The following is a 22,468-nucleotide window of genomic DNA, read 5'->3' on the forward strand; positions in this document are numbered from 1 at the left end:
CGCAGGATAATATTCTCCTGCGGTCATTTTATATCCAAACCAATACAATATTATAATCAAGGGAGTTATTATTATGAAAACAGGCAGAAATATTGAAGAATTAGGTAAGGAATTATTACGGCAACGACAAATACGAAAAGACTTTGTGGCTGACACCCGCTGCATAGATATTGATACTGACGAATACGGCACATCCACAATGCATCTGGCACTGAATGATGATGTCATGGATTTTAAATTAGATGATCTTGCCCACAGTCAGATAGCCGGCAGGCTTCAGATACCATTCAAGTATTATAACCGCATGAGGATGACAAATCCTGATCTTTTGGATACCAATATAAATAACTGGTTCAAAAAAACACCGGAAAAAAGGATGGTCCGTACCTTGGATAACAGGGTACGGGCTTTTTTGTCTGACCGCTACAGACGCCTTGATAATCTTGAACTTGCCGCAACAGTCCTGCCTATAATCCAACAGATGAAGGGAGCACAGGTAATTTCCTGTGAAGTAACAGATACCCATATGTATCTGAAAGTTATCAATAAACGGTTAAAAACTGAAGTTGCTGTCAATGATATCGTACAGGCCGGATTTGTCATATCCAACAGTGAAGTCGGTCTCGGCAGCTTAAAAGTAGAACCGTTAGTATACCGGCTGGTGTGTAAAAATGGTCTTATCGTAAAAGATTATACCCAGAAAAAATATCATGTGGGCCGGCAGATCGAAAATGATGATACAGCCTATGAGATATATTCCGATGAAACCTTAAAAGCTGATGATAAAGCATTCTTCATGAAAGTAGAAGATACCGTAAGGACGGCGATCGATGAGACAAAATTCAATCTTACCGTGGAAAAACTCATGGCCGCTAAAGGACAGACTACCGGCAGTGATCCGATAAAAACCGTGGAACTGCTAGCCGATAAGTATATCCTGAACAAAAATGAAGAAGCCGGCATCCTGCGCCATTTCATCATGGCCAATGACAACTCGGCTTTCGGACTTATAAATGCCGTTACCAAAGCCAGCCAGGATATAGATGATTATAACCGGGCCACTGAACTTGAAAGATTAGGCGGGGAAATTTTGGCAGATACGGTGCCATGCATATTACTGGACACAAAAAGATCTGTTATGAAAGATATCACTCCGCCGCAGAATAAACTGGCTGTGGACGGAGCAGCTTATTAATAATCTGTGGGAGAAAGAAAATGAAAAAAGACTTAAATCTGGCAAATTGGTCGGAAGAAGAACTGCTGCAGGCATTCCTGCCGGCCAAAACCGCAGCTGATCTGCTGCGGGAATATACAAGCGTTTATGATATTATGCTCCATGTCTCTAAAACGCAATTAGCGACAGCATCGGGAATCGGTGCCACCAGAATGAAACAACTATTGACCATTCGGGAAATCATCCGCCGTCTGCAGATAAAAAAACAAAAGAACATAAAAAGGATTCGTGGACCGGAAGACGTAATGGAATATTTCAAATTTCTGGAGGATAAACAACAGGAGGAATTATGGGTCCTGCTGCTTAATACCAAAAACAATATTATAAAAGGAAAATGCATAACCATAGGAACTCTGGACGCCTCCCTGGTCGGACCGAGAGAAGTGTTTCATGTGGCAGTCCGATATATGGCGGCAGCAATTATTATTGTCCATAACCATCCATCAGGTGACAGCTCACCCAGTGAAGAAGACAAAGCAGTTACAAAACGTCTGGACGCCGCTAGTGAAATAATTGGTATTCCCCTGCTGGACCATATAATCATCGGTAAATATGGTTCATTCAGTATGAAGCGGCAAAAAGAAAGCACTGGTTAAGAAAAAACCTCAACCCTTCCTGCTTTATGTCCGGCATGTCCTGTCCGTCAGGTTAAAAAAAAGTGTATATACAGCACTTTCAAGTACTATATATACACCAAAAATTCTTGGACAGCCGTGACATACCGGACAAAATATCGAAATATCCTATTACGGATGCTTATACTATAAAAAAAGGAATAATTTTTTATGAATATAAAAACAATTGATCTTACTCATAGTGATTTGCTGCTCACTCTGGAAAACAACAGTGATAATCTCAACATAAAGCTTCTGGGCAGAAATATTATACTGAACTTTATTTTAAATCCGATGCAGGCTAAAGAATTTAGCAAAAATATAACCAGTGCCGCCGGATACCTGAAGATATATAATACTGACACCATTGTAAACGGTATACTGGAAACTACTTTTAAAAATATATAATATAAGATATATCTGATTGTATATTGCATATATAATGTATTTACAATGTAATTTAATAATGCTAATATTAAATAAAAGGAGGGGATAATTATGCCGATAATAACAAAGAAAAAGGCAGTCACAATGACAATACGAGTTGATGCTGATTTAAAAAAACAGGCTGAAATACTCTGCAATGAAATGGGGCTCACTATGAGTGCTGCTTATAACGTATTTTTAAAAGCACTTATCCGGGAACGTGCTATTCCATTCAAAATATCAGCAGGTGATTCTTTCTACAGTGAAAAAAATATGCAGCATCTAAAAGCTGCTATATCCCGCCTTGATAATAAAGAAGGCGAAAAGCACGAAATCATTGGAGAAAGCAATGATTAAGATATGGGATGACGAAGCGTGGGATGATTATATAAACTGGCAGGCAGAAGATAAGAAAACACTAAAACGGATCAATGCCTTGATAAAGGATATCGATCGTAATGGCTGTCTTATGGGAATAGGTAAACCGGAAAGTCTTAAATATGAATTAAAAGGCTGGTACAGCAGACGCATCGATGATAAAAACAGATTAGTTTATCGGATAAAAGACAACTGTATTGAAATAGCACAATGTAAAAACCATTATAATGACTGATTTTATTAGACGGACAGGAAAATTTTTCTGCCCGTTTTTTATGTCTAAAAGAAGGGAAGAATGTATATGCCAATAGCTTATTTTATCTGTCCTGATGGTAAAAAGGCCAAAATCTTGTCCTGCCTTAATAAATGTCATATGCGTGAAAGATGTATGTTCCTGCCGACATTAAGAGCAATAGCATCTTCATCAGACCGGAAGCTTTTTAAACCAAGCGTAACTGAGCTTATTACCGGGACCCGTGAAATATACCTGAAACGGACAAACGAATATGCCATAGATCCATTTAAGACATTATTTGCTCTGCATGGACAAGCTGTCCATTATATGAATTATAAAAAGCATGGTGATACTATTTTAGCTGAGGTCAGGCTGGAAGACAGCATAACCTCCGGTCAGTTTGATATGTTCGGCTGCGTTTTAAATAATGAGGACAGCATCCTTGGTGACCTTAAAGTAACATCCAGCTATAAATTAATGCGGGCTCTGGGAATTTATAAAAAAGATGTATCTACCGGTGAAATTTATAAGTCAGGATTAAAAAAAGGACAGCCTAAATTAAAAAAACAGACCTGTTTTAATGGTGTCCGTCATGTCATGGACTGGGCATTGCAGCTTAATTATTACCGAATGCTGCTGGAACAGAACAAATATGAAGTAAAGGAAATGGTAATACAGGCTTTATGCCGGGATTTCAGTACCAGAACCGCTGCTGAAAGAGAAATAACGCGTCCACTGTACCTGATAAAAATAAACAGAATTAGCGATATCTGGCTCAAAAGGTACTTTCAGTATAAAGCCAATAAATTGCAGCAGGCTTTAAAAAATAAACAACTGCCACCGGTATGTACCGCTAAAGAACGCTGGTATGACCGGAAATGTCTTGGCTTTTGTGATGTGTCAGCGATGTGTCCCTATGCAGACGTTTTAGAAAAACAGCAGGAGCAACCTGCCATATAGGAGGCCGGTATATGAATAAGAAATTATGGGTAATATTTATCGCTATAGCTGAAGCAGTGATAAATGTATTAAAAACTGATAAAAAATAACCGCTTGTCTGCATGTCATGTCTGTCAGCGAATAACATGCTTACCGATTACACTTAATTTCACTGTATATACCTATAAATTACAGCTGACAGACATGACAATATGACCAAAACATAAAGGAGACGACCTATTTATGCAAAAAATAGCTAAAAAACTCATTGAAATAATGAAAGACTGTGCCTACGTCACTAAAAATGGAATTAATAACTTTCATAACTATAAATATGCCACCAGTGCCGATGTGCTGGAAAAAATAAACACCGCTATGGTAAAGCAGGGAATCTGCTCCATAGCGGTACCGGAAATAATCAGCATTGACGAAGTAACCACAGCCAAAGGAAATACGGAAAAACTGGCTACGGTGAAAATAAGTATTACTCTTATGGATAAAGACTCTGACGAAAATATTACCATAACCGGATTGGGATCAGGGCAGGATGCGAGTGACAAGGCCATCATGAAAGCCCAGACAGCGGCAATAAAATATGCTTATATGCTGTCTTTTGCCATTGCTACTGGTGATGATCCAGAAGCTGACAATAAAACTGATGAAAATATGGTAGTACGGGTAAAACCGATACAAAAAAAGAAGAGTACTGTTATTAAGCCGGTAAAGGCTGCCTGTGTAAACTGCGGAGTAGTAATTTCAGATAAGGTGAAAACCTATTCGATGGAAAAATACGGCAGACCGCTTTGCCTTGATTGTCAGAAAGGTGCTAAGGTAGTTGCTTAATGTTTATCGTATAATACCATCTGGTTTTAATGATTCAATATTATATTTATCAATAATATATGAATAAAAATCAAAAGACATTGACCTTTTATAGTAATATAAATCACTAGTAATATTGATTTTTGAGGTGATATTAAAGAAATAGCTGACCCATGCGTAAATACAATTTACATTTTCAAAATAGTTTTTAGACATATTGCTAGGATAAAGGTGGCATATTGTTATTTCATTTGGTTTAAATTCGAAAAATGTGTTATGTTCCTTTATTAAAATATCTAATGCCGGTTGATTTTCTAACGTAATAGAGAATTTCTGATTGTTATTTGCAGCCCTTTGGCTAATATAAACAAGCATATGAAATATAACATTCATTAATGGTAATGTAAAAAAAATATGGTTTTCGAGAATTTCTTGTATATCTGTTTCTGAATGAAGTATTTTTCTATCATTGTTTAATTTATTCAATAACATTAGCCTGAAATCCAGCAATGGATAAACAGATAATAGCCTGATAATATAATAATTATTAATGCTTGAAATGGTATTAAGTTTGTTGAGAAAGTTTATGTTTAATATTCTTTCCATAAAATAAGTATGAAAATGCCAGCCTGCCTTGTCAAGAATGTTTCTTGAACTTAACTTGTAAAAAAGAGGATTGAAGTTTTCAATAAAGTCTTTAAAACTTTTAATAGTAAACTTACGTCCGCTACACTTGCCATCGAAATCCGACTGCCATAAAAATGGATTTTGGATATTAGAAACAGAACGAAATAGTCCAACAATAATGGATAAATCATATTTGTTGGGAATGTTTATCTTTTTATCTAATGTAGTTCCGGATAAAGGCTCATATATATATGGTACGTAATCACTGGAAGAAGTATTACGGGTTTCAATTCTAGATAATATATCGTGCTTATTCACACTAATAGAAGACGGAATACCTTTTATGGTGTTTATTGGAATACTTCCTTTAGAATTAATTACGGCATGATTTGTGTACAAATACGATAATATTAAAAAACTATTTACAGAACTTTTAAAGTCTTCATTATCAAGCATTTTTACACAGTATTGTTTTAAATTATTTAAATTGCTAGTGTTTGGATTAATATGCCAGCTGCTGGGGAAAAGATAAATGCTGCATAAGTCATACGTTAATTTGGCAATTTCTTCAAGACTTTTACAGCCATTAACACGTTCGGACAATACGTTTTCTATATTCTCTAATAAACCGGTTTTATTGGAAGTATCTCCTGATAGCTTAATATTTAATGGAATCGATAGCAATATGTCTCTGAAATATGGGGGCAATTTGCTATCGACCTTTTTCTTTTTTGCGATACTAATATATGTACTTGACAATGGTTTTGACCAAATAGCAAAAATATTTTCCAAAAAATTTTCCCCCTATTATGTTTACTACAACGGTAAATTATACCAATTTTTGAGTGTATTTTAAGTAAACTATAACAAACTTTATGTATAAAAATTAATATAAATAGGTAATTTTAAAATTTTATACTTTAATCTTAAGAAAGTCACTATAAATTGTCAAGCACTTTGTTAATGCGGATTTTCACTGATATACTAAAAATGTTTCATAAAACGAAAAAATTTTAGGAGGAAAATTCAGTGAGTTTAAAAGATCTATTTCCAAATGGACTCCAAGGTGGTGTTAAAAAAAAAGTTTATACTGATGTATCGTGCCAACTGCCAGATGACGATCCGGCGTTTGGCGATAAAAGATATGATTTATCCGAAAAGATTATCGGCAGAACAACAATGCATCAATTTGTAAATAATTTAGTTGATACATCTGTAAGAATGCAAAATGATGCTGTTACCAAGGTGATCTCAACGTGTAAAGCAGCATTGCCTATTGGACCTAACATTGTTGAGGATAATAGCCAGAATGATACTTATGTCGTTACTGAAAGCAACGGTGGGATTGTTTTAATTAGGAATAAGAACAAAATAAAACCCCTTTTCGATGGAATAATAAAAATTTTAAGAAAGGAAGTATGTCACAAAAGGCTTGAAGATACCAAAACTTATTATGTAGTCAAAATAACGAATAAAAAAGGACAGGATAGACTTGTCCGAATAGCTTATGAAAACTACGCGGAAAAAGGCTTCAGGCAAATTAATATGCAATGTCCAGATGTGGTTTTTTATTCAACGGAGCCTAACGCTGTACAATTGATGAATGAATATCTTGCAAAAATATTGAGCATGATTCCGACTATAGAGATGCAGCATGTTTTTATGTACTCCGGCTGGGAACAACTGGATGGCACATGGCAATACTTAAACGGTGCGATGCCGAATGTCAAATCGGCAAGGACTTTAGTCGCCAGGGATAATATGAATACAGATTATATTGAGAAATTTTTCCAATTGTCAAAGAACATTTTATGTACTGGACAAGAAAAAGAATCGCTTATAATTTTTCTATGTTCTCACCTTGGATATTTATCTAAATTACTGGAAGAAGGAGGTTTATCAGCACATTTTGTAATGTTTTTGAAAGGTAAGTCCAACACCGGCAAAACTAGCCTTATATCGGAACTTGGTGGCGAAATTTTTTATCCGAAAAAAAATATTATCAGACTGGAAGATACGCCAGCCTATATCGAACGAGTCATAGCCGAAATGCAAGATACGAATCTCTTAATTGATGACGCACATCCGGCCCCGACAAAGGTTTTGGAAAAAATAATAAACGAAAACGTGGAGCGAATTACAAGGGCATATGGAGATATGCAGTTACGCGGTAAGTGCCGGACAGATATGGACACGTATGACAAAAAAATTTCCGGTGCAGCATGGCTTACCGGTGAGTATCTCAATTTATCCTCATTCAGTTCTGCATTAAGGGTTTTAGAAGTTGAGCTGGCTGACATTGGGGTCAACAAGGAAATTTTATCGAGTCTTCAACAGGATCACCTTATCGCGAAGACATATTACAGCGCATACATTTATTATTTGGAAGCTAACTTCGAGCAACTCGTTAAATATTTTAAAAATAATGGGGCCGAAAAGCGGCAGAAATGGAGGACTACATTAAATGGGGCTATGGATCGGACAGTCGACATTGGTGTCACGTTGGAATTTGTCATAGAAACTGTTGCTGCTTATGCTAACACGATTGGCATTGATTCTTCGATATGGCAGGCTGAAAGTGAAAATAAGCTAGCCAGCTTTTTATTGAAACAGGTTGAAAAAAATAAAAAGGCTGACCCAATCGAGCTGTTTAAAAGCGCGATAAAGGAGCTTTACGATGCAGGAAGCTTGAAATTAGCCGCAAGCAAGCAAATTTTCAAAGATGATCTCGAAAATATCGGCTATGTTGACGATAATAGAATTGTCGTCATAAGAACGTTGATTGAAGAAGACATTGACAACTTGCTACGTAAAAAGGGTATCGCCTATTTAAAACCAACATTAAAGGAACTCTACCAAAAAGGTCTTGTTACAGCATTGCATCCGATACGTTTTTCAACATCTCGCACTGATAATTCTAGACCAACCATGATCGAAATAATTTTTGATATAAAATAATTTTTTAAGGAGAATTTATGTGGAAACGATAAATAATATTTATGCTATATACACAACTGATGGAAAATTTTTATGCGTTGACTCGCTCAAGGAGGTTGCTGGTATAATGCCGGATTTGGTTAAGGCATACAAAGTCCGTGTTAAAAAATTTGATAATGTCGATGACGCCAGCACATTTCTCCGCATTAATAATGCTCGCAGGCAGATCATGATGGGCAAATGTGATGGTGATGAACCGCTTGTAGATTTACCTCAAATTAACTCTTTGCCTTATGGGGTAGAAGTTTATTCAAATAAAAAAGCATTATCGGGAGGCAGAAATAATGAATAAAGGGACAATGATAGAAAATGCCAATGGAACAATAGTATATACTGAAAACGCTGAAGAACTTCAAGATATAATTTCTTCTATGAATGATCCGATAGACCTTTTAATTATCAATACCAAAAGCCGCGCAGAAGCCAACAGATTAATACAGCGTGAATATATATCGGCAGAAATTGCATATTCAAATGATTCAAACATAACTATGCCGCCTAAAATTAACGGACCAAAGTACGGCATAAAAATCAATCTTCCGGATGGTCATAAACTACTTGAATAAAATCAATAATATAAGTCGAGGCGTTAATCATGCAACAGGCATTAAGTGCTATAAAATATGCTACACATGCAGGCTACCAGCCGTATATCATAAAAGATCTGTGCAATAAGGGGATTATCCCACATATTAAGCGCGGAAAAAATTACTATATCCGGCCAGACATTGCGGATAAAGCTTTGCTGGCTTATGAGGGGAACTACCAACCAGAACAAACAATTAAAAAAGCTCAACCCTTAAAGCAGGAAACAGGCTTTAATTTTCTTAATGCACTAAAAAAAGTATAACAATAATGAACAACAAAGACCGCCCAGTGCGTCAACACTGGACGGTCTGGCTGATTGCTCAACCTATTCAAGCACAATTATATCAGTAATCAGCCTCCAATACAATTAGCAGGAGGTTATTTATGTCCAAAAAAATTAATGGCAATGGAGCTGGCTCCATTTATTATGATGCCAGTAAAAAGCACTATTACGCTGCTGTGACAACACCGGCAGGCCAGCGTATAAAGAAAAGCTTCCTAAATAAAACGGAGGCAGCAGCTTGGAAGAATGCGCAACTTACTGACATAAGTCGTGGTATATTTGTCGAACCTACCAATATTACAGTCGGAGCTTGGGCTATTACATGGCTTTCAACATACAAGAAAGGAGCTGTAAAGCAGAGAACATACGAAAGGTACAAGCAACTGGTTGCGCACTTAGATCAAATTGCAGATATAAAGCTGCAGGAACTACAACCAATACAGGTACAGCAGCTATATAAGGGACTGCCTTTATCAAACTGCACAATAAATAAGGTTCATAAAATTTTGAAGGAATTGTATACAAAAGCCTATAATCTGGATATGATACCGAAAAACATAATGGTTGCAGTAGTCCCTCCAAGATTCGAAAAACCAGAGATAAGAATATTTTCTCCTAAGGAAATAGAAATAATTCTGCGAACATGCCATGATACAACATGGTTAAAAAGGTATTACCCTATTATTTTGTTAGGAGCAACAACCGGTATGCGGATTGGGGAAATCCTAGGTTTAAGATGGTGTGACATATTATTTCCGACATCTGAAGTCTATATAAAAAGGTCATTGCAACAATCGCTAGAAATCGGACTATTCTTAGAGACACCAAAAACCAAGGCTGGTATCAGAAAAATCAGTGTTACTGAAGATGTAATTAAAGAACTAAAAAAATTTAAAAAAGACGCTCCTACCATGGATATTAAGCAAGAACAGCTATGCTTTATAACCAAAAATAATACACCTATAGCACCTCACAATTTTGAACGTGTGTGGCATCAAATTTTAGCAAAAGCAAATGTACCATATAGAAATTTCCATGTATTGCGGCACACTCATGCAACTGAATTGTTAGCGCAAGGAGTTCCGATAATTGAAGTATCACGCAGACTTGGACATGCAAGAGTAAGCCATACATTAGACCTGTATGGGCATGCAATTCCTAATTATGATGACAAAATTGCTGATAATGTAAGATCCCTTTATATTATTCCAAAATAAAAAAAGAAACAATAGGTTCTATTGCTCCCCTATTGCTCCCTATGATATACGGTTTGTATTGCCCCCAAACCGCGACCCCTTATCAAATCTGGTGCGCCAAGCAGGATTCGAACCAGCGACACACGGCTTAGAAGAATCGCAGTACAATGCCTCCTAGCACTAGTGTTCATGCGGCTTAAAGCCAATAATTACAGATGGTAAGCCGTTTTACTAATCCCTTTTATATCAACATATTCGCAGCTTATAACTTTCACTTTGTGCCCACTTTGTGCCCACTTGTGTCCATTCATTTTGGAATGGAATATATATTACTTATTTTATCTGCAATACCTTTATCATATCCTTTTATGGCATGTCCATAAAGTTCGAGCGTATGAGATATTTTGCTGTGTCCGAGGCGGCGGCTTACTTCTATGATTGGTACGCCTGCGGCAAGTAATTCAGTTGCATGAGTATGTCGTAATGCGTGAAACTTTCTATATGGTACATTCGCACATCTTAGTAAATCCCGCCAAGCTCTATCGGTATTTCTGGGATACAGCGGAGTGCCATTTTTGGTTCTAAAGCATAAAGTAGACTGATCTATATTCATATCAACTACTTCTGATTTTAAGCGTTTCAATTCTGCGACAGTTTCTATCGGAATGGATATTTTCCTAATAGCGGCTTTTGTCTTTGGCGATGTCAGCTGTATACCTCTACCGGCTAAATAAGACAATGTATATTTTATAGATACTTCCATATGCTTAAAATCAACGTCGCACCATCTAAGTCCTAAAACTTCGCCTAATCTCATTCCGGTCGTTACTGCTAATAAAAACATCGGATATCGCTTATTTAATACTAAGTGATTTTTACATATCTCCAATATGGTTTCTATTTCTTCCCGTGTAAAAATTTCTATTTCCTTTTTTTCATATTTTGGGGCTGGAATAGTTGTCATTATATTTTTCTTTATTAATTCTGTTTCATAGGCCTTCTTAAATATAGATGATAAAAATTTATGCGTTTTATGAATTGTATGAAGTGATAATTTATCCTGTAGGTTCACATATAATCGATTTACCTGTCTGGCCGTAACATCCTGCAGTAAAATATCAGCTATTTCAGATAAATGACGTGCCTGATCTAAGTAATGTGCATAAGTTGTTGCCTTAACACTATTTCTTTTATATGTTTCAAGATATTCAATTGACCATTCTCCAACAGTTAATTTACTTGGAGCAATAAAACTACCCTTATTAACGTCATTAATTTGTTCTATTAAGTACTCTCTGGCAGATTTCTCATCATCAAACCGTTTATAATGGCGTTTATCATCTGCATCATAAAAGGCTGCGCGCCACTTTTTTCGGGTATTATCAAATGACACTGAGCCTTCTCCGTGCTTACGATTTTTCATTTTATCACCTCTAATTTATATACCAATTAAAGATTGCATTATTTATTTAATTTCATGGTGTTTATTAGGCTGTAATTTTTTAATTTTACTGATACTCGTTTTTGGCGTGGGTAAATCTTCGGGCATTGTACCGCCGAGATTTTTAATGGTTGTTCTAACGGCCTTACCCACATCATAGTGGGTTTTATTAGCGGCTGTCTTTGAATGTATGTTATCACGGCGAAGCTTTTCATCTGTCTGGGTTGCTCTAAATAAATTAGCAGCTAATTCGGTACTCCCCATATGATCTAAAATCTTCTGGGATTTTTTGAGCTTTTTTTTCTCATGTATTTCTTTTTGCCCAAGGCCGCCGTATAGTCCTTGATAACCATTGTTTTGAAATATGGCGAAATCCTTAGGTGTTTGCACTCCTGATTCCTGTGCTGCCTCCACTAATGATTTGTTATGCTCAACTAAGTCTCCACGAATTGCTAATCGTTTTTGATCTTCTGTCATTTGGTTAAATTCATTGGATACTTCTTGCTGACGAGTTTTTACAGCAAAATAAGTTTGGGCTAAAGCAATAGCTTTTTTCCGGGAATCGCCATTCATAGCAATAAGATAGCATGCATATCTAGATAAATGATAGTCTTCTAATTCTCTATAGGCGCCACTACCGAGTTGAACCATTTTGGCGGCACCGACAAAATGGTCAGACTTAGTATTGCCACTAGATTCGCAAGCTGCAATTGCCCGTTTAATAGAAGCTTTGAATTTTCTCCATTCGGTATATTCTAAAACTGATTGTAGCTCTCTTGCGGTCCAATATTCCTGCGCATATTTATTGATATGCTTAATTGATTCAAATAATGTTTCATTAATATGCTCTATATTTGCCATATTTTCACCTTCTAAACTTACATTAGTATATATTACTGTTTTTTTAACTAATCGAAATTAACTACGGAATATACTCCAATATTTTATTTACACAAATATCAGTATTATTCTTTATGTCACTTTCCCAAAACCGAAGAACCAACCAGCCTTCGCGTAAGAGCTCATCATTAACTTCTTTATCACGTTCTATGTTACGCTGTATTTTAGGAAGCCAGTATGCTCGGTTTGATTTTATCTGTTGTTTAATTTTAGAAAAATTTTTACCATGCCAGAAATCGCCATCAACGAATATAACAATTTTATATTTGGTTAGAGCAATGTCGGGTTTACCATATAATCTGCCATAATTTTTTCTATAATGAATGCCATTTTTCCAAAGAGCTTTTCTTAATATAATTTCTGGTCTTGTATTAGTTGATTTTATATTAATCATGTTTTTGTGGCGTTGTGATTCAGTTAAATTATCCATATTTAATTATGTCTAGAAATAAATGTGAGCCTTATAGTAGTATTTGTTTCCCAATAAAGTTCTACTTGATCACCTACTTGAGCAGCATTTGCTTGAAACCAATTATATAGGCCTGTTAAATTCCCCTCTACTGAAATGTTTTTTGCTTTTATATCACCTGCTTTAGAGCATCCTTGCATTTTTAACACGTCTCTAAACATACCATCAATAGAATATGCATTAAATATATTATTTCCTAATCCTTCAGCAACATTAGCGTTATACAATTCAAATCTTCTTGCAAATTCTGCTCTGATAGGAATGTAACATTCATTAGGTCTCCGTTCCCTCGTATGTGTCTTGCGATATTCCCCCCAACCCAATTGACTTGGTGTAGTAAAAGTTGCAACAAAACAATCTCCAGCCTTAGCCATAATAACCCCTCCATTGTTAAATGCAAAACATATTTTACATAATTATGCACCTATTTTTAGTTATTTTCATCTACAACGTCATAATAAACTACATTATCTGGAAGCTTAATATTCGGTACCCAAATTTTTTTGCCTTCCCAACCTTTATCTCCTGTCATTTTGTACATAGTCAGCACCAGCTTATTTTCCACTGAACCACCAATATTCCAATCTGTAGGTGATAACAGCGCTCTTGAACCTTTACTTATATTCCTTTCTCGCCGTACAATCAGAACGCCTTGTGCCGTTGGTAATTTAGATAAAATCATATCAATAAATGCCTGAAATGAAGACATCGAAAATCCATTTTCCGTAGTAATATGCAATAAAATCTTTCGTATTAGCTGTAGGCTGACTTGATACTTATCTTTCTTTTCATTGAAAGGTGAAAGTAATTTATCCAGTTCATCAATGTTATCATTTTTAGGATATAATGGAAAATAGTTTGTCCCTCCGGAAAGAGCAAAAACTTTTTTCTTATCTAATACATTTTTACGAGTCGGATTAAGTTCTGGTGGATAATATATCTTGATATTATCTAAGCCTCTTTCTATTTGGGCAATGATTGCATTATTAGTTGCATTAATATCTGCAAACAGTTTATACAAATGCTCATCAATATATACTTTCATTAATCCACGGTCTCTGTCATATCCAAACATACGGCTATGCTGCCACATAGTATCAGCTTGCGGCTTTTTCGCAGTACGTACATAATAAATAGTCTGTAATCCACCAAATGTTACTCCACGTCCCAGCGTATTGCCACCAATAATAATATTAGAACCATTTGCATATTCCGAACTGTCTACTTCATTTTTGCCATTCATTACAATAACATTGACTTTATCTTTTATAAGTAACTCTTTCACAAATAAGCGAATCTCTTGTAATGGCTGCAATTCTGCTTGTTCTGGATGAAGACTATCATAAATACGAGCGAATACTGTATTAAAGTTATCTGTATCAAAATTTTCTTGATACTCCTTCAACACCTGCTGCACTTCTTTTTGAAATTTTGTATGAACATTAGTTCTAACGCTTGGATGGATCATAAAGTTACAGACTTTTTTCCCCGATAACAAAAGTTGCGCAGAAACTATTAAATGATGCATCACTGCTTCATTTAATGGTTTCCTCATTTCATCAATCAAGGATATACAATTTGGTTGTTCTTCCGGAAAGAAAAAATCTCCACCAAGATATGCTTTTCCTGGTCTAAAGTAATGTGCGAACAATGGCTTCCAGCCTGTTTCTTTTGCCTGCAGTAAAAGGGCCTGTGGTGTTCCGGTAACCTGAAGATAAATACTACTTGATGTCCCTGCCTTAATAGAATTAAGATATTTATTTATTGAAGATTGTCGATTTTGGCTTATCATCGTATTCAAAGATGCTGCATCTGCCTCATCATCTACTATGAAAAGCGGATTTCCTACCATAAATTCTGTTGAATTGATTACAGAGTCCCAGAGTTTTAAGATTCGTACATTTTTTTTCAATACAATAATTGTTGGTTTAATTAATCTATTCTTGGTAAAAAGAGCTGTATCATTTTCACCACAGACACAAAAATCTTTTAAATCATCTTGAACTCGTTCTAATGTTTGCTGCTGTAATAGTACATTATCTGTTGTTAAAAGCATAAAAACCGGAAAACCGAGATCTGCTGCCTTACTGATAATACCAAACATTTGCGCTGTTTTACCTGACTGCACATTACCAAAAAGCAATCCAATTTGATTACTTACAAAGTCAAATGATTCCAGGTATTCTTTACCTATCTCTTCTGCCGTTACAGCAATAGACTGCGCTAATGCTTCATTACCTCTATCTTTAATTGTTGCCAAATATGTTTCTAAATATTGTATACTCATTCACTTTTATCCTCATTTGACTCAAAAGCAAGTACCCATACATCAAGTTCTATATTATCTTCATCAATAGCTTTTTGGTCTGTTTTTGAAAGTACGAGTCGATCACATCCGTAAGCTTTCAGCATTTCTTTTGTGATCATACCAAGACGGTCAGTGTCTTTCTGAGTATCATTAACCGGATTAACTAATCCTGCAGCTACTAAACGTCCTTTTAACCATCTTCCCAATAGCAACTCATTTCCAACAGCACTCAGTTGCTTGTTGTTATCACTAGTAGTGTGTGCTTTGAACCAATATCCGTCATCTGTAACAATAAAAAATGGATGATTTTTTTCCGGATATCCTGGCATACGTCTGATATTTACACCGACAGTCATCTGAGTTTCATACCAGTCGCGGGATTTTCGAGCGTTTCTTGGTGCAGCATAACATACATTGATATTTGATTTTGTAAAGTGTTTATTGTCATCTATATGCCTATAAAAAAAAGCCGGTACTTTAATTGGTAATTCAAAAGACAAACCTTTAATGTGTCTTTTAAAAAGCTCTACACTGGTAGGGGGTAACTGAGATACTTCCTGTACACCATCTAGGGAAGCATTTTTTTCTCTAATTAATTTCATGTCTTTGATATCGGCAATATTACTAGAACATTTAGGTTGTTGAAGGTCCCGAATGAAATCTGCTATAGCTTGTGTTTCTTCTGAAACTTCAGTCATTGCTGAAATCTCATATTGACGAATATTTGATGCTTCTAATTTAATTGCACCTAAATTATGAGATCCCACAAAGGCCTTGAACGGTTTATTTCCCTTATAAAAAGCATAAAGCTTGCCATGATATTTAAAAGGCCGTACCATTCGGATTTCTCCACGACAAGCAGTTTGCCATTTTTCATTTATATTCATAGCAGTATGATAAGTTCCTTCTGGTATACCTTCTATACAGTACATACCAATTGTTAAAACTATCGTTTTGACTTTTAAATTTTCAGCCAGAAGATCCAATTCTTCCAGTGATGCTTTTGAAACATACCCTGTAGCAATTTCTACTCGATCTGCAGCCGCCATTCCAGTATGAAAAGCATTAATAAATTTTTCTTGTCCTGCCTTAACTTTAAGTGGCAGCATATCTGAGTACAACAACTTCATGAACAGGACCTCCAAATTTGAAAAAACATATTATTTTTTAATATAGTATAGCATAGCTTAATAATTTCATAAACCGGAAAGTATATGTGTTAATATATAAAAAAGCTCCTGTATTATAAACAGGAGCTGTAAAAATTATTTTCAACCTATTAGCCGTTCTTGTGTTACATCTTTTATATTAATGGCATTTTGTTGTATTTCAATAGTATTATCAAAAGAAATATTGCATGGAACACTGGCATATTCTATTCCAGCAAAGGTTCTCATAATAGCCTCAAAAATAAGTTGTGCCCCATGGCAGGGAACAGCCATACCAATTTGTCGACGTACATTTTCCTTTGTGCCAACAAACTTATAATCATCAGGAAAAGTTTGCAATCTTGCCCGCTCACGATTTGTTAATGCTCTAGGTTCAGAATAATGATAAATATGCGTACCGCCACCACCTGAACCAGTAACTGTATAAGAAGGTTTATGCGGATCTAAACGGCGATATATTTGGCTGATTTTAGCACCTTTGACATTCAATTGTAATTCTTTTGGCAATCTAGAATTAAATGCATTATGACCTGGCAGAATATGATTAAGCCTGTCTATAACTTTTTGCGTCATGCGGGGCATTTCATTATTTGATACATCAGCCGGCATTGGACGATTGAATACCTTTTCTACCGTGACATAGTCTTTCGGATCCGGTGTTGTTGGTGCAGGCGGTCTGAATTCAAATTCCAAATCATCGCGTATTCCTATAATAATAATTCTATGTCTGGACTGTGGAACACCATATTCTTCGAATTTATATTTGTGAGGATAAATTCGATATCCTGCAGCACGTAAATCTGCTAAAATTTTAGGAAATGCATTTCCACCGTTTGCACTTGATAGTCCACTGACATTTTCAGCAAGAAACCATTGAGGATTAAAGGCTGTTAACGCCCGCACTCCATAAGTATATAAAGGACCATAAGTCCCGTCAAAACCTCTTTGTTCGCCAACTGTAGAGAAATCATTGCAAGGAAATCCAAAAGCTAAGGCATCAATATCGGCCAAATTATCAGGACTTATCTTGAGCTGACGAACGTCACCACAAATAACGCTGCCTGGATTATTTCGGCAAATATTATTACGATATGTTTCACAAGTGGATTCATCATAATCGTTTGCCCATGCATGCACGATGCGAAAATTATCATTCCCAATATCAGCATTTATTGCACCACGTGCCAATCCTCCTGGTCCGGAGAATAATTCACCTAAACGAAACATGCTATTCCTCCATCTAATTATCTATGCTGTGTGTTAGAAAAAATATTATATCACAATTTTATCCTAATTGCAGCTTAGCAGCATTGAATGATTTTGTCAAGTCCTTATTTGAATTTATTTTATTAAATAAATTATTGGCCGATATTTAGTTATTATTGAGTATGGTTTTTCTTGATTTAATAACTCCAAAATTAAATATTGCACCAAATATTGAGTCACCCGATGCCATTAGTCACTTTTTGTTCACGTTCTTGACGATGTTCCTCCAAAGGATCATTGCCATAGTCATTTGCACCGTTAGTACCTGAGAAAAATAGCATATAAACGTTGATAATTAGACTTAGTATTGGAATTACCATAAATACTGTGAACCATCCGCTGTGATTCAAGTCATGGAGTCTTCTGATAGAAAGCATGAACGTTGAAACAAATAATAGCATTATCAAAATTAAAAAGAGTGTCTCAAATATTTCATATAATATATTGATTTTTGATACATTTGCTATTATACTCAACAAAACAACGGGGCCAATAAACAACTTCAATCTTCGAATAAGATACGGTTTCCTATTTAATCTTCCGTGCGTAGAAAAATACAATTTGGATATATCACTAATATTAATTTCCATATCATCTATCTCCTTCTAAATAAGTCACACGATACTATCATTTGATTATTTGAACGTTACTTCTATTACATGTGGAGCATTGAGATTCATGTCATCAGCTAACTTGCTTAACAGAACATTTATAAGTCTGGCATTCCTATCTACGATTTATTACTCTGCTCCATATCTCTTTCTTGAAGATAATAGCTGCTGCCAATAGGCATATGAACAATCAATGTTAGTAAAAATGTCGACCCAAAGTCTCCCAGACTATTAAATAATGCATCCTTTATTACTACAATTGCCTCTACAATGATGGAAATAATCCATATGATAAGAAGCAACCCACATCCTAATTTTTTTGTGTCTACATCCTTGTTTAATAAATTCCTTGCTATGACCAAAATGAGTTGGCAATCATTGCCAATTGATTCTCCTATTTAAATCACAATATTTGTCTGCGTATTCTATTTGTGATTCTATAGTGCCCCGATCTGCCTGTTCTTCTGTAGAGACGCGAACGTATATTGCTGCTGTGATAATTTGATTATTGAAATTCAAAATTATATCTCTCCCTAAGTATTACTTTACTTTTATTAAAAAAATACACAACTACTTGACTTTAAAAGTAAAGTTATGTATTATAATTATAAAAAAAGTAAAGCGGTGTTGATTTAATGTTTTATACTCGTGAACAAGAAAAAGCTGAAGAAATCTATAATAAAGCCATTTCTACACCAACACGGATAATGATTGCAAACTCTATTTTTTCTGGATGCAAAATTGCTTTAGATATATTTCAGGATAAATCGAATTTACTGATTCCAGGTTCAGCTTATTATGATTCAGCTTTTCGTTTGGGCTTTATTATTAATAAGATTTTGGTGCATCAAATTAATGATAATGAGTTTTGTGAAATATCATATTTTGAGCCAGATCGTGGACATGGGCGACGGACAATTGAATATAAAACGAATAATGTAACTATACAATTGAAGAAAACAAATAAAAGAAATAAGTTACCAGAACCAGCAAAGTATCGCTTAAAAAAAGCTGCTGATAATCAAATGATATTAGATTTTGGAAAAAATTATAATATCGCTGATATGTATATGCTTGTTACATATACACATCGTAGACTAGTTTTAGATTATATTCAAATAGGTATGCCAAATGAGGATTATACAGGTTGGTTAAATTCGTGGGATTTATTGCAATATATACAAAAAGAACAGACAGAAAGAATTGTTCAAAATTATGGGACACAAGTACAAGAGGAATACCAAGAAGCCATTGAAAAAAAATATAAAATTTCATTAAAGTGAAGGATGTTAGGTTACTGTGAAAAAAGTATTGCAGCCAAGAAGAATAAAAGAAGGCAGGCTTTTTAGAAATTTATCACAAGAAAATTTGGCTGATGAATTGGGTGTTACTAAACAGGCAATTTCACAATATGAAAATGGAGTAGTAACGCCTAAATCGGAAATTATTTATAAATTAGCTGATGTTTTAGAATTTCCGTTGAACTATTTTTCAAAGGGATATTCAGAAAAAATTATTACACCAATATTTTTTAGAAAACGTAAAACATCAAGGAAGAAATATACTATAATATTTAAGACTTACATAAATTGGATGGTAGATATTTATTCATATATTGAAGAATATTTAAAATTGCCTTCCTTAAATCTAATTAGAAAAACGCATGTTTATTATTCTGACGATGAAATACGAGAAGCCGCTATCGAATTGCGAAGAGCATGGGGGTTAGGTAACGGTCCTATAAGTAATGTAACTTTGTTATTAGAAAATAATGGATTTATAATTTCAAAAACAAATTTAACTCCGGAGAAAGTAGATGCGTGTTCTTTATTCTTTACATCAGTAACCCATGAAAAGAGACCGATGATTTTCCTTACGTCAAGTACATCGTCGGTACGTTCAAGACGAGACATTGCACATGAACTTGGACATCAAGTCCTTCATTCATGGATGAGTGTTGAAGACTTTGAAGAAAATGAAGAAATTATCGAACATGAGGCAGACTCTTTTGCAAATTATTTTTTAATGCCTGCTGATGCAATGGAAAGAGAATGTTTTGCCATTGATTCAATAAATTCGCTATTATTAATGAAAAAACGCTGGGGAGCCTCTGCCCAATCAATATTATATTATTTGCACAATTTAGGCTTAATAAGTAATGATGAGTTTGAAAATTTAAAGAATCAAATTTATCGTAAAGGTTGGAGAAAAAAAGAACCGTTCGACGATGAAATAGCACAGGAAAAACCGAATCTTATCCATGATGCAATTACTATGCTAATTGATAATGGGTTAAAAACAGCTAAAAATATATTAGATGATTTAAGTTTACCAGCTAATGATGTAGTGGCCTTGTGCGGAATAAGCAAATCATTTTTTAATGATAATTTAATACAAAAGCCAAAACTATATTTAATAAAAAAATAATGATTTTGGCACATTAGCGATGTGACTAGTTGTTGGCCTTAACGTTGTTGGTTAGGGTCATTACTTTATCTCCGAATATTCTCCAATGGTAAATTTAATTCTTTTATAAAGGTCATCTACGAAAGTATTTTCATCAGACCATTTTATTGTATTTATTTGCTTAGTATCAAAATGTATATTATCAAAATCATTTTCATGACGGGAGTGTAAAATAGTTTGTGTAAATAGAAGTTGCGCAAAACTATTTTCTCCCGCATAATGGGGAATATTATCTTTAAGGACGGTAACATGATGACTCGAAGAAAACAAACCCCAGGATCAGATATAGCAAATGCTATTATCGAAAAATATCAGCCTAAAACGGTCGAAGATATGCAAGATGCTCTCAAAGAAATTTTTGGACCGATGTTTCAAGCGATGCTCAACAGTGAAATGGAACATCACCTTGGTTATGAACATAACGAACGCGTTGAAAAAGAATCTTTGAATCGCCGCAACGGCTACTCTAAAAAGACACTAAAGACTTCTTTTGGCTCGGTTCCTGTAGATGTCCCAAGGGATCGTGAGGCAACGTTTGAACCGCAGATTATTCCAAAACATAAAACGGATGTTTCTGCCATTGAAAATAAAGTGCTTGCAATGTACGCGCGCGGTATGAGCCAGCGGGATATTTCGGCAACGATTGAGGATATCTACGGATTTTCTATATCGCATGAACAAATTTCAAGCATTACCGACCGTGTTTTAGATGAACTCGATCGTTGGCAGAATCGGCCATTGGCGCCCTTTTATCCGTTCTTATTTGTAGATTGCATGTATGTGTCCTTGCATAAAGACTACGAAGTAATCAATGCTGCGGTATATACAATTCTTGGCTACAATGCGAATGGTGAAAAAGACATTCTTGGCTTATGGATTGGCGATACGGAAAGCAAACATAGCTGGATGCAGATCTTTGACGAGCTAAAGGCCCGTGGAGTACAGGATATAGGATTTATATCCATGGATGGCGTGAGTGGCCTTGAAGAAGGCGCAAAAGCCATTTTTAAAGAGGTCGTCGTGCAGCGCTGTATCGTGCATTTGGTGAGAAACTCCATTAAATATGTGCCGAATAAGGACTATAAGCCGTTTACGGCACAGTTAAAGAAGATATATGGCGCACCAAGTTTAAAAGCAGCACACACGGAATTTGAGCGGTTCAAGCAAACGTGGTCAAATTATCCAGGCGCAGTTGGCGTATGGGAACGAAATTTCAAGCATGTAGAGCAACTTTTTAACTATGGCAGTGCCGTTCGCAAAATCATGTACACCACAAATGCCATAGAAAGCGTAAATTCAAGTTTTCGCAAAGTAACGAAAAAGGGATCTTTCCCGAATGAAAATGCTGTGATGAAATTGCTGTATTTGCGAATCCAGGAACTATACAAAAAGTGGAACAAACGTACGATTTCCGGCTGGGCTATGGTCAGAAATCAATTGCTTTTGGACAAACGAATGCAGCCATTGTTTGAAAAATATGACAGATCGTTTTGATCGTA

24 protein-coding genes are annotated in these 22,468 nt (G+C 35.4%); 15 read left to right on the top strand and 9 right to left on the bottom strand.

Annotated features, from left to right (window positions below; translation table 11 throughout):
* The first annotated feature begins 73 nt into the window (after window positions 1–73).
* The 7 genes from F8M42_RS06830 (at window position 74) to F8M42_RS06860 (ending at window position 4,669) form a co-directional block, all read left to right on the top strand.
* Window positions 74–1,195: a DUF932 domain-containing protein gene (locus F8M42_RS06830; RefSeq protein WP_182185474.1), complete on the top strand. Its 1,122-nt coding sequence runs from the start codon at window positions 74–76 to the stop codon at window positions 1,193–1,195.
* Between the two features lie 20 nt (window positions 1,196–1,215).
* Window positions 1,216–1,830, top strand: coding sequence for a RadC family protein (gene radC, locus F8M42_RS06835; protein ID WP_182185475.1), 615 nt, complete (start codon window positions 1,216–1,218; stop codon window positions 1,828–1,830).
* 189 nt (window positions 1,831–2,019) lie between these two features.
* Window positions 2,020–2,256 (top strand): hypothetical protein, encoded by a 237-nt coding sequence (locus tag F8M42_RS06840; protein WP_182185477.1) that lies wholly within the window; start codon window positions 2,020–2,022, stop codon window positions 2,254–2,256.
* A 90-nt stretch (window positions 2,257–2,346) separates the two neighbouring features.
* Window positions 2,347–2,631: a type II toxin-antitoxin system RelB/DinJ family antitoxin gene (locus tag F8M42_RS06845; protein ID WP_229711287.1), complete on the top strand. Its 285-nt coding sequence runs from the start codon at window positions 2,347–2,349 to the stop codon at window positions 2,629–2,631.
* Window positions 2,624–2,887 carry a Txe/YoeB family addiction module toxin gene (locus F8M42_RS06850; protein ID WP_182185479.1) on the top strand — a complete coding sequence of 88 codons (264 nt, stop codon included), beginning with the start codon at window positions 2,624–2,626 and terminating at the stop codon, window positions 2,885–2,887. The genes F8M42_RS06845 and F8M42_RS06850 overlap by 8 nt, the downstream gene beginning before the upstream one ends.
* Before the next feature lie 66 nt (window positions 2,888–2,953).
* Window positions 2,954–3,847, top strand: a complete 894-nt coding sequence (locus F8M42_RS06855) for a hypothetical protein (protein ID WP_182185480.1) — start codon at window positions 2,954–2,956, stop codon at window positions 3,845–3,847.
* A gap of 222 nt (window positions 3,848–4,069) precedes the next feature.
* Window positions 4,070–4,669, top strand: coding sequence for an ERF family protein (locus F8M42_RS06860; RefSeq protein WP_182185482.1), 600 nt, complete (start codon window positions 4,070–4,072; stop codon window positions 4,667–4,669).
* A 3-nt stretch (window positions 4,670–4,672) separates the two neighbouring features.
* Here the strand turns inward: F8M42_RS06860 and F8M42_RS06865 are convergent, their stop codons facing one another.
* The gene (locus F8M42_RS06865; protein WP_182185484.1) at window positions 4,673–6,067 is read right to left on the bottom strand and encodes a hypothetical protein; all 1,395 of its coding nucleotides are present in this window, start codon (window positions 6,065–6,067) and stop codon (window positions 4,673–4,675) included.
* 237 nt (window positions 6,068–6,304) lie between these two features.
* Here F8M42_RS06865 and F8M42_RS06870 point away from each other — a divergent pair, with 237 nt between their 5' ends.
* From F8M42_RS06870 to F8M42_RS06890, 5 genes are all read left to right on the top strand, one after another.
* Entirely contained in the window at window positions 6,305–8,233 is a 1,929-nt protein-coding gene (locus F8M42_RS06870; protein WP_182185485.1) for a hypothetical protein, read from the top strand.
* Window positions 8,234–8,339: 106 nt separating this feature from the next.
* The gene (locus tag F8M42_RS06875) at window positions 8,340–8,564 is read left to right on the top strand and encodes a hypothetical protein (protein ID WP_182185487.1); all 225 of its coding nucleotides are present in this window, start codon (window positions 8,340–8,342) and stop codon (window positions 8,562–8,564) included.
* Complete coding sequence (locus tag F8M42_RS06880) at window positions 8,557–8,838, top strand: hypothetical protein (RefSeq protein WP_182185489.1); 282 nt, start codon at window positions 8,557–8,559, stop codon at window positions 8,836–8,838. The genes F8M42_RS06875 and F8M42_RS06880 overlap by 8 nt, the downstream gene beginning before the upstream one ends.
* A gap of 29 nt (window positions 8,839–8,867) precedes the next feature.
* Window positions 8,868–9,122 (top strand): hypothetical protein, encoded by a 255-nt coding sequence (locus tag F8M42_RS06885; protein ID WP_182185490.1) that lies wholly within the window; start codon window positions 8,868–8,870, stop codon window positions 9,120–9,122.
* A 122-nt stretch (window positions 9,123–9,244) separates the two neighbouring features.
* Window positions 9,245–10,360: a tyrosine-type recombinase/integrase gene (locus F8M42_RS06890; RefSeq protein WP_182185492.1), complete on the top strand. Its 1,116-nt coding sequence runs from the start codon at window positions 9,245–9,247 to the stop codon at window positions 10,358–10,360.
* Between the two features lie 286 nt (window positions 10,361–10,646).
* Here F8M42_RS06890 and F8M42_RS06895 read toward each other — a convergent pair whose 3' ends face one another.
* The 8 genes from F8M42_RS06895 to F8M42_RS06930 form a co-directional block, all read right to left on the bottom strand.
* The gene (locus F8M42_RS06895; RefSeq protein WP_182185494.1) at window positions 10,647–11,762 is read right to left on the bottom strand and encodes a tyrosine-type recombinase/integrase; all 1,116 of its coding nucleotides are present in this window, start codon (window positions 11,760–11,762) and stop codon (window positions 10,647–10,649) included.
* A gap of 42 nt (window positions 11,763–11,804) precedes the next feature.
* The gene (dinD, locus tag F8M42_RS06900) at window positions 11,805–12,641 is read right to left on the bottom strand and encodes a DNA damage-inducible protein D (RefSeq protein WP_182185495.1); all 837 of its coding nucleotides are present in this window, start codon (window positions 12,639–12,641) and stop codon (window positions 11,805–11,807) included.
* A gap of 61 nt (window positions 12,642–12,702) precedes the next feature.
* On the bottom strand, window positions 12,703–13,110 hold the full coding sequence (locus tag F8M42_RS06905) for a very short patch repair endonuclease (protein ID WP_182185497.1): 408 nt from the start codon (window positions 13,108–13,110) through the stop codon (window positions 12,703–12,705).
* Window positions 13,111–13,112: 2 nt separating this feature from the next.
* Window positions 13,113–13,523, bottom strand: a complete 411-nt coding sequence (locus F8M42_RS06910) for a hypothetical protein (RefSeq protein ID WP_182185499.1) — start codon at window positions 13,521–13,523, stop codon at window positions 13,113–13,115.
* A gap of 56 nt (window positions 13,524–13,579) precedes the next feature.
* Window positions 13,580–15,436 carry a Z1 domain-containing protein gene (locus tag F8M42_RS06915; protein WP_229711288.1) on the bottom strand — a complete coding sequence of 619 codons (1,857 nt, stop codon included), beginning with the start codon at window positions 15,434–15,436 and terminating at the stop codon, window positions 13,580–13,582.
* Window positions 15,433–16,587, bottom strand: a complete 1,155-nt coding sequence (locus F8M42_RS06920) for a restriction endonuclease PLD domain-containing protein (protein WP_182185501.1) — start codon at window positions 16,585–16,587, stop codon at window positions 15,433–15,435. The genes F8M42_RS06915 and F8M42_RS06920 overlap by 4 nt, the downstream gene beginning before the upstream one ends.
* 141 nt (window positions 16,588–16,728) lie before the next feature.
* Entirely contained in the window at window positions 16,729–17,853 is a 1,125-nt protein-coding gene (locus tag F8M42_RS06925; protein ID WP_182185503.1) for a DNA cytosine methyltransferase, read from the bottom strand.
* 215 nt (window positions 17,854–18,068) lie between these two features.
* Window positions 18,069–18,482, bottom strand: coding sequence for a DUF805 domain-containing protein (locus F8M42_RS06930; protein WP_182185505.1), 414 nt, complete (start codon window positions 18,480–18,482; stop codon window positions 18,069–18,071).
* Between the two features lie 656 nt (window positions 18,483–19,138).
* Here F8M42_RS06930 and F8M42_RS06935 point away from each other — a divergent pair.
* The 3 genes from F8M42_RS06935 (at window position 19,139) to F8M42_RS06945 (ending at window position 22,463) form a co-directional block, all read left to right on the top strand.
* Window positions 19,139–19,786, top strand: coding sequence for a hypothetical protein (locus F8M42_RS06935; protein ID WP_182185506.1), 648 nt, complete (start codon window positions 19,139–19,141; stop codon window positions 19,784–19,786).
* A gap of 16 nt (window positions 19,787–19,802) precedes the next feature.
* Entirely contained in the window at window positions 19,803–20,930 is a 1,128-nt protein-coding gene (locus F8M42_RS06940; protein ID WP_182185508.1) for a helix-turn-helix domain-containing protein, read from the top strand.
* A 288-nt stretch (window positions 20,931–21,218) separates the two neighbouring features.
* On the top strand, window positions 21,219–22,463 hold the full coding sequence (locus tag F8M42_RS06945) for an IS256 family transposase (protein WP_182185510.1): 1,245 nt from the start codon (window positions 21,219–21,221) through the stop codon (window positions 22,461–22,463).
* The last annotated feature ends 5 nt before the right edge of the window (window positions 22,464–22,468 follow it).

The sequence above is a fragment of the Pectinatus frisingensis genome, from assembly GCF_014076555.1.
In the GTDB taxonomy this organism is placed as follows: domain Bacteria; phylum Bacillota; class Negativicutes; order Selenomonadales; family Selenomonadaceae; genus Pectinatus; species Pectinatus frisingensis.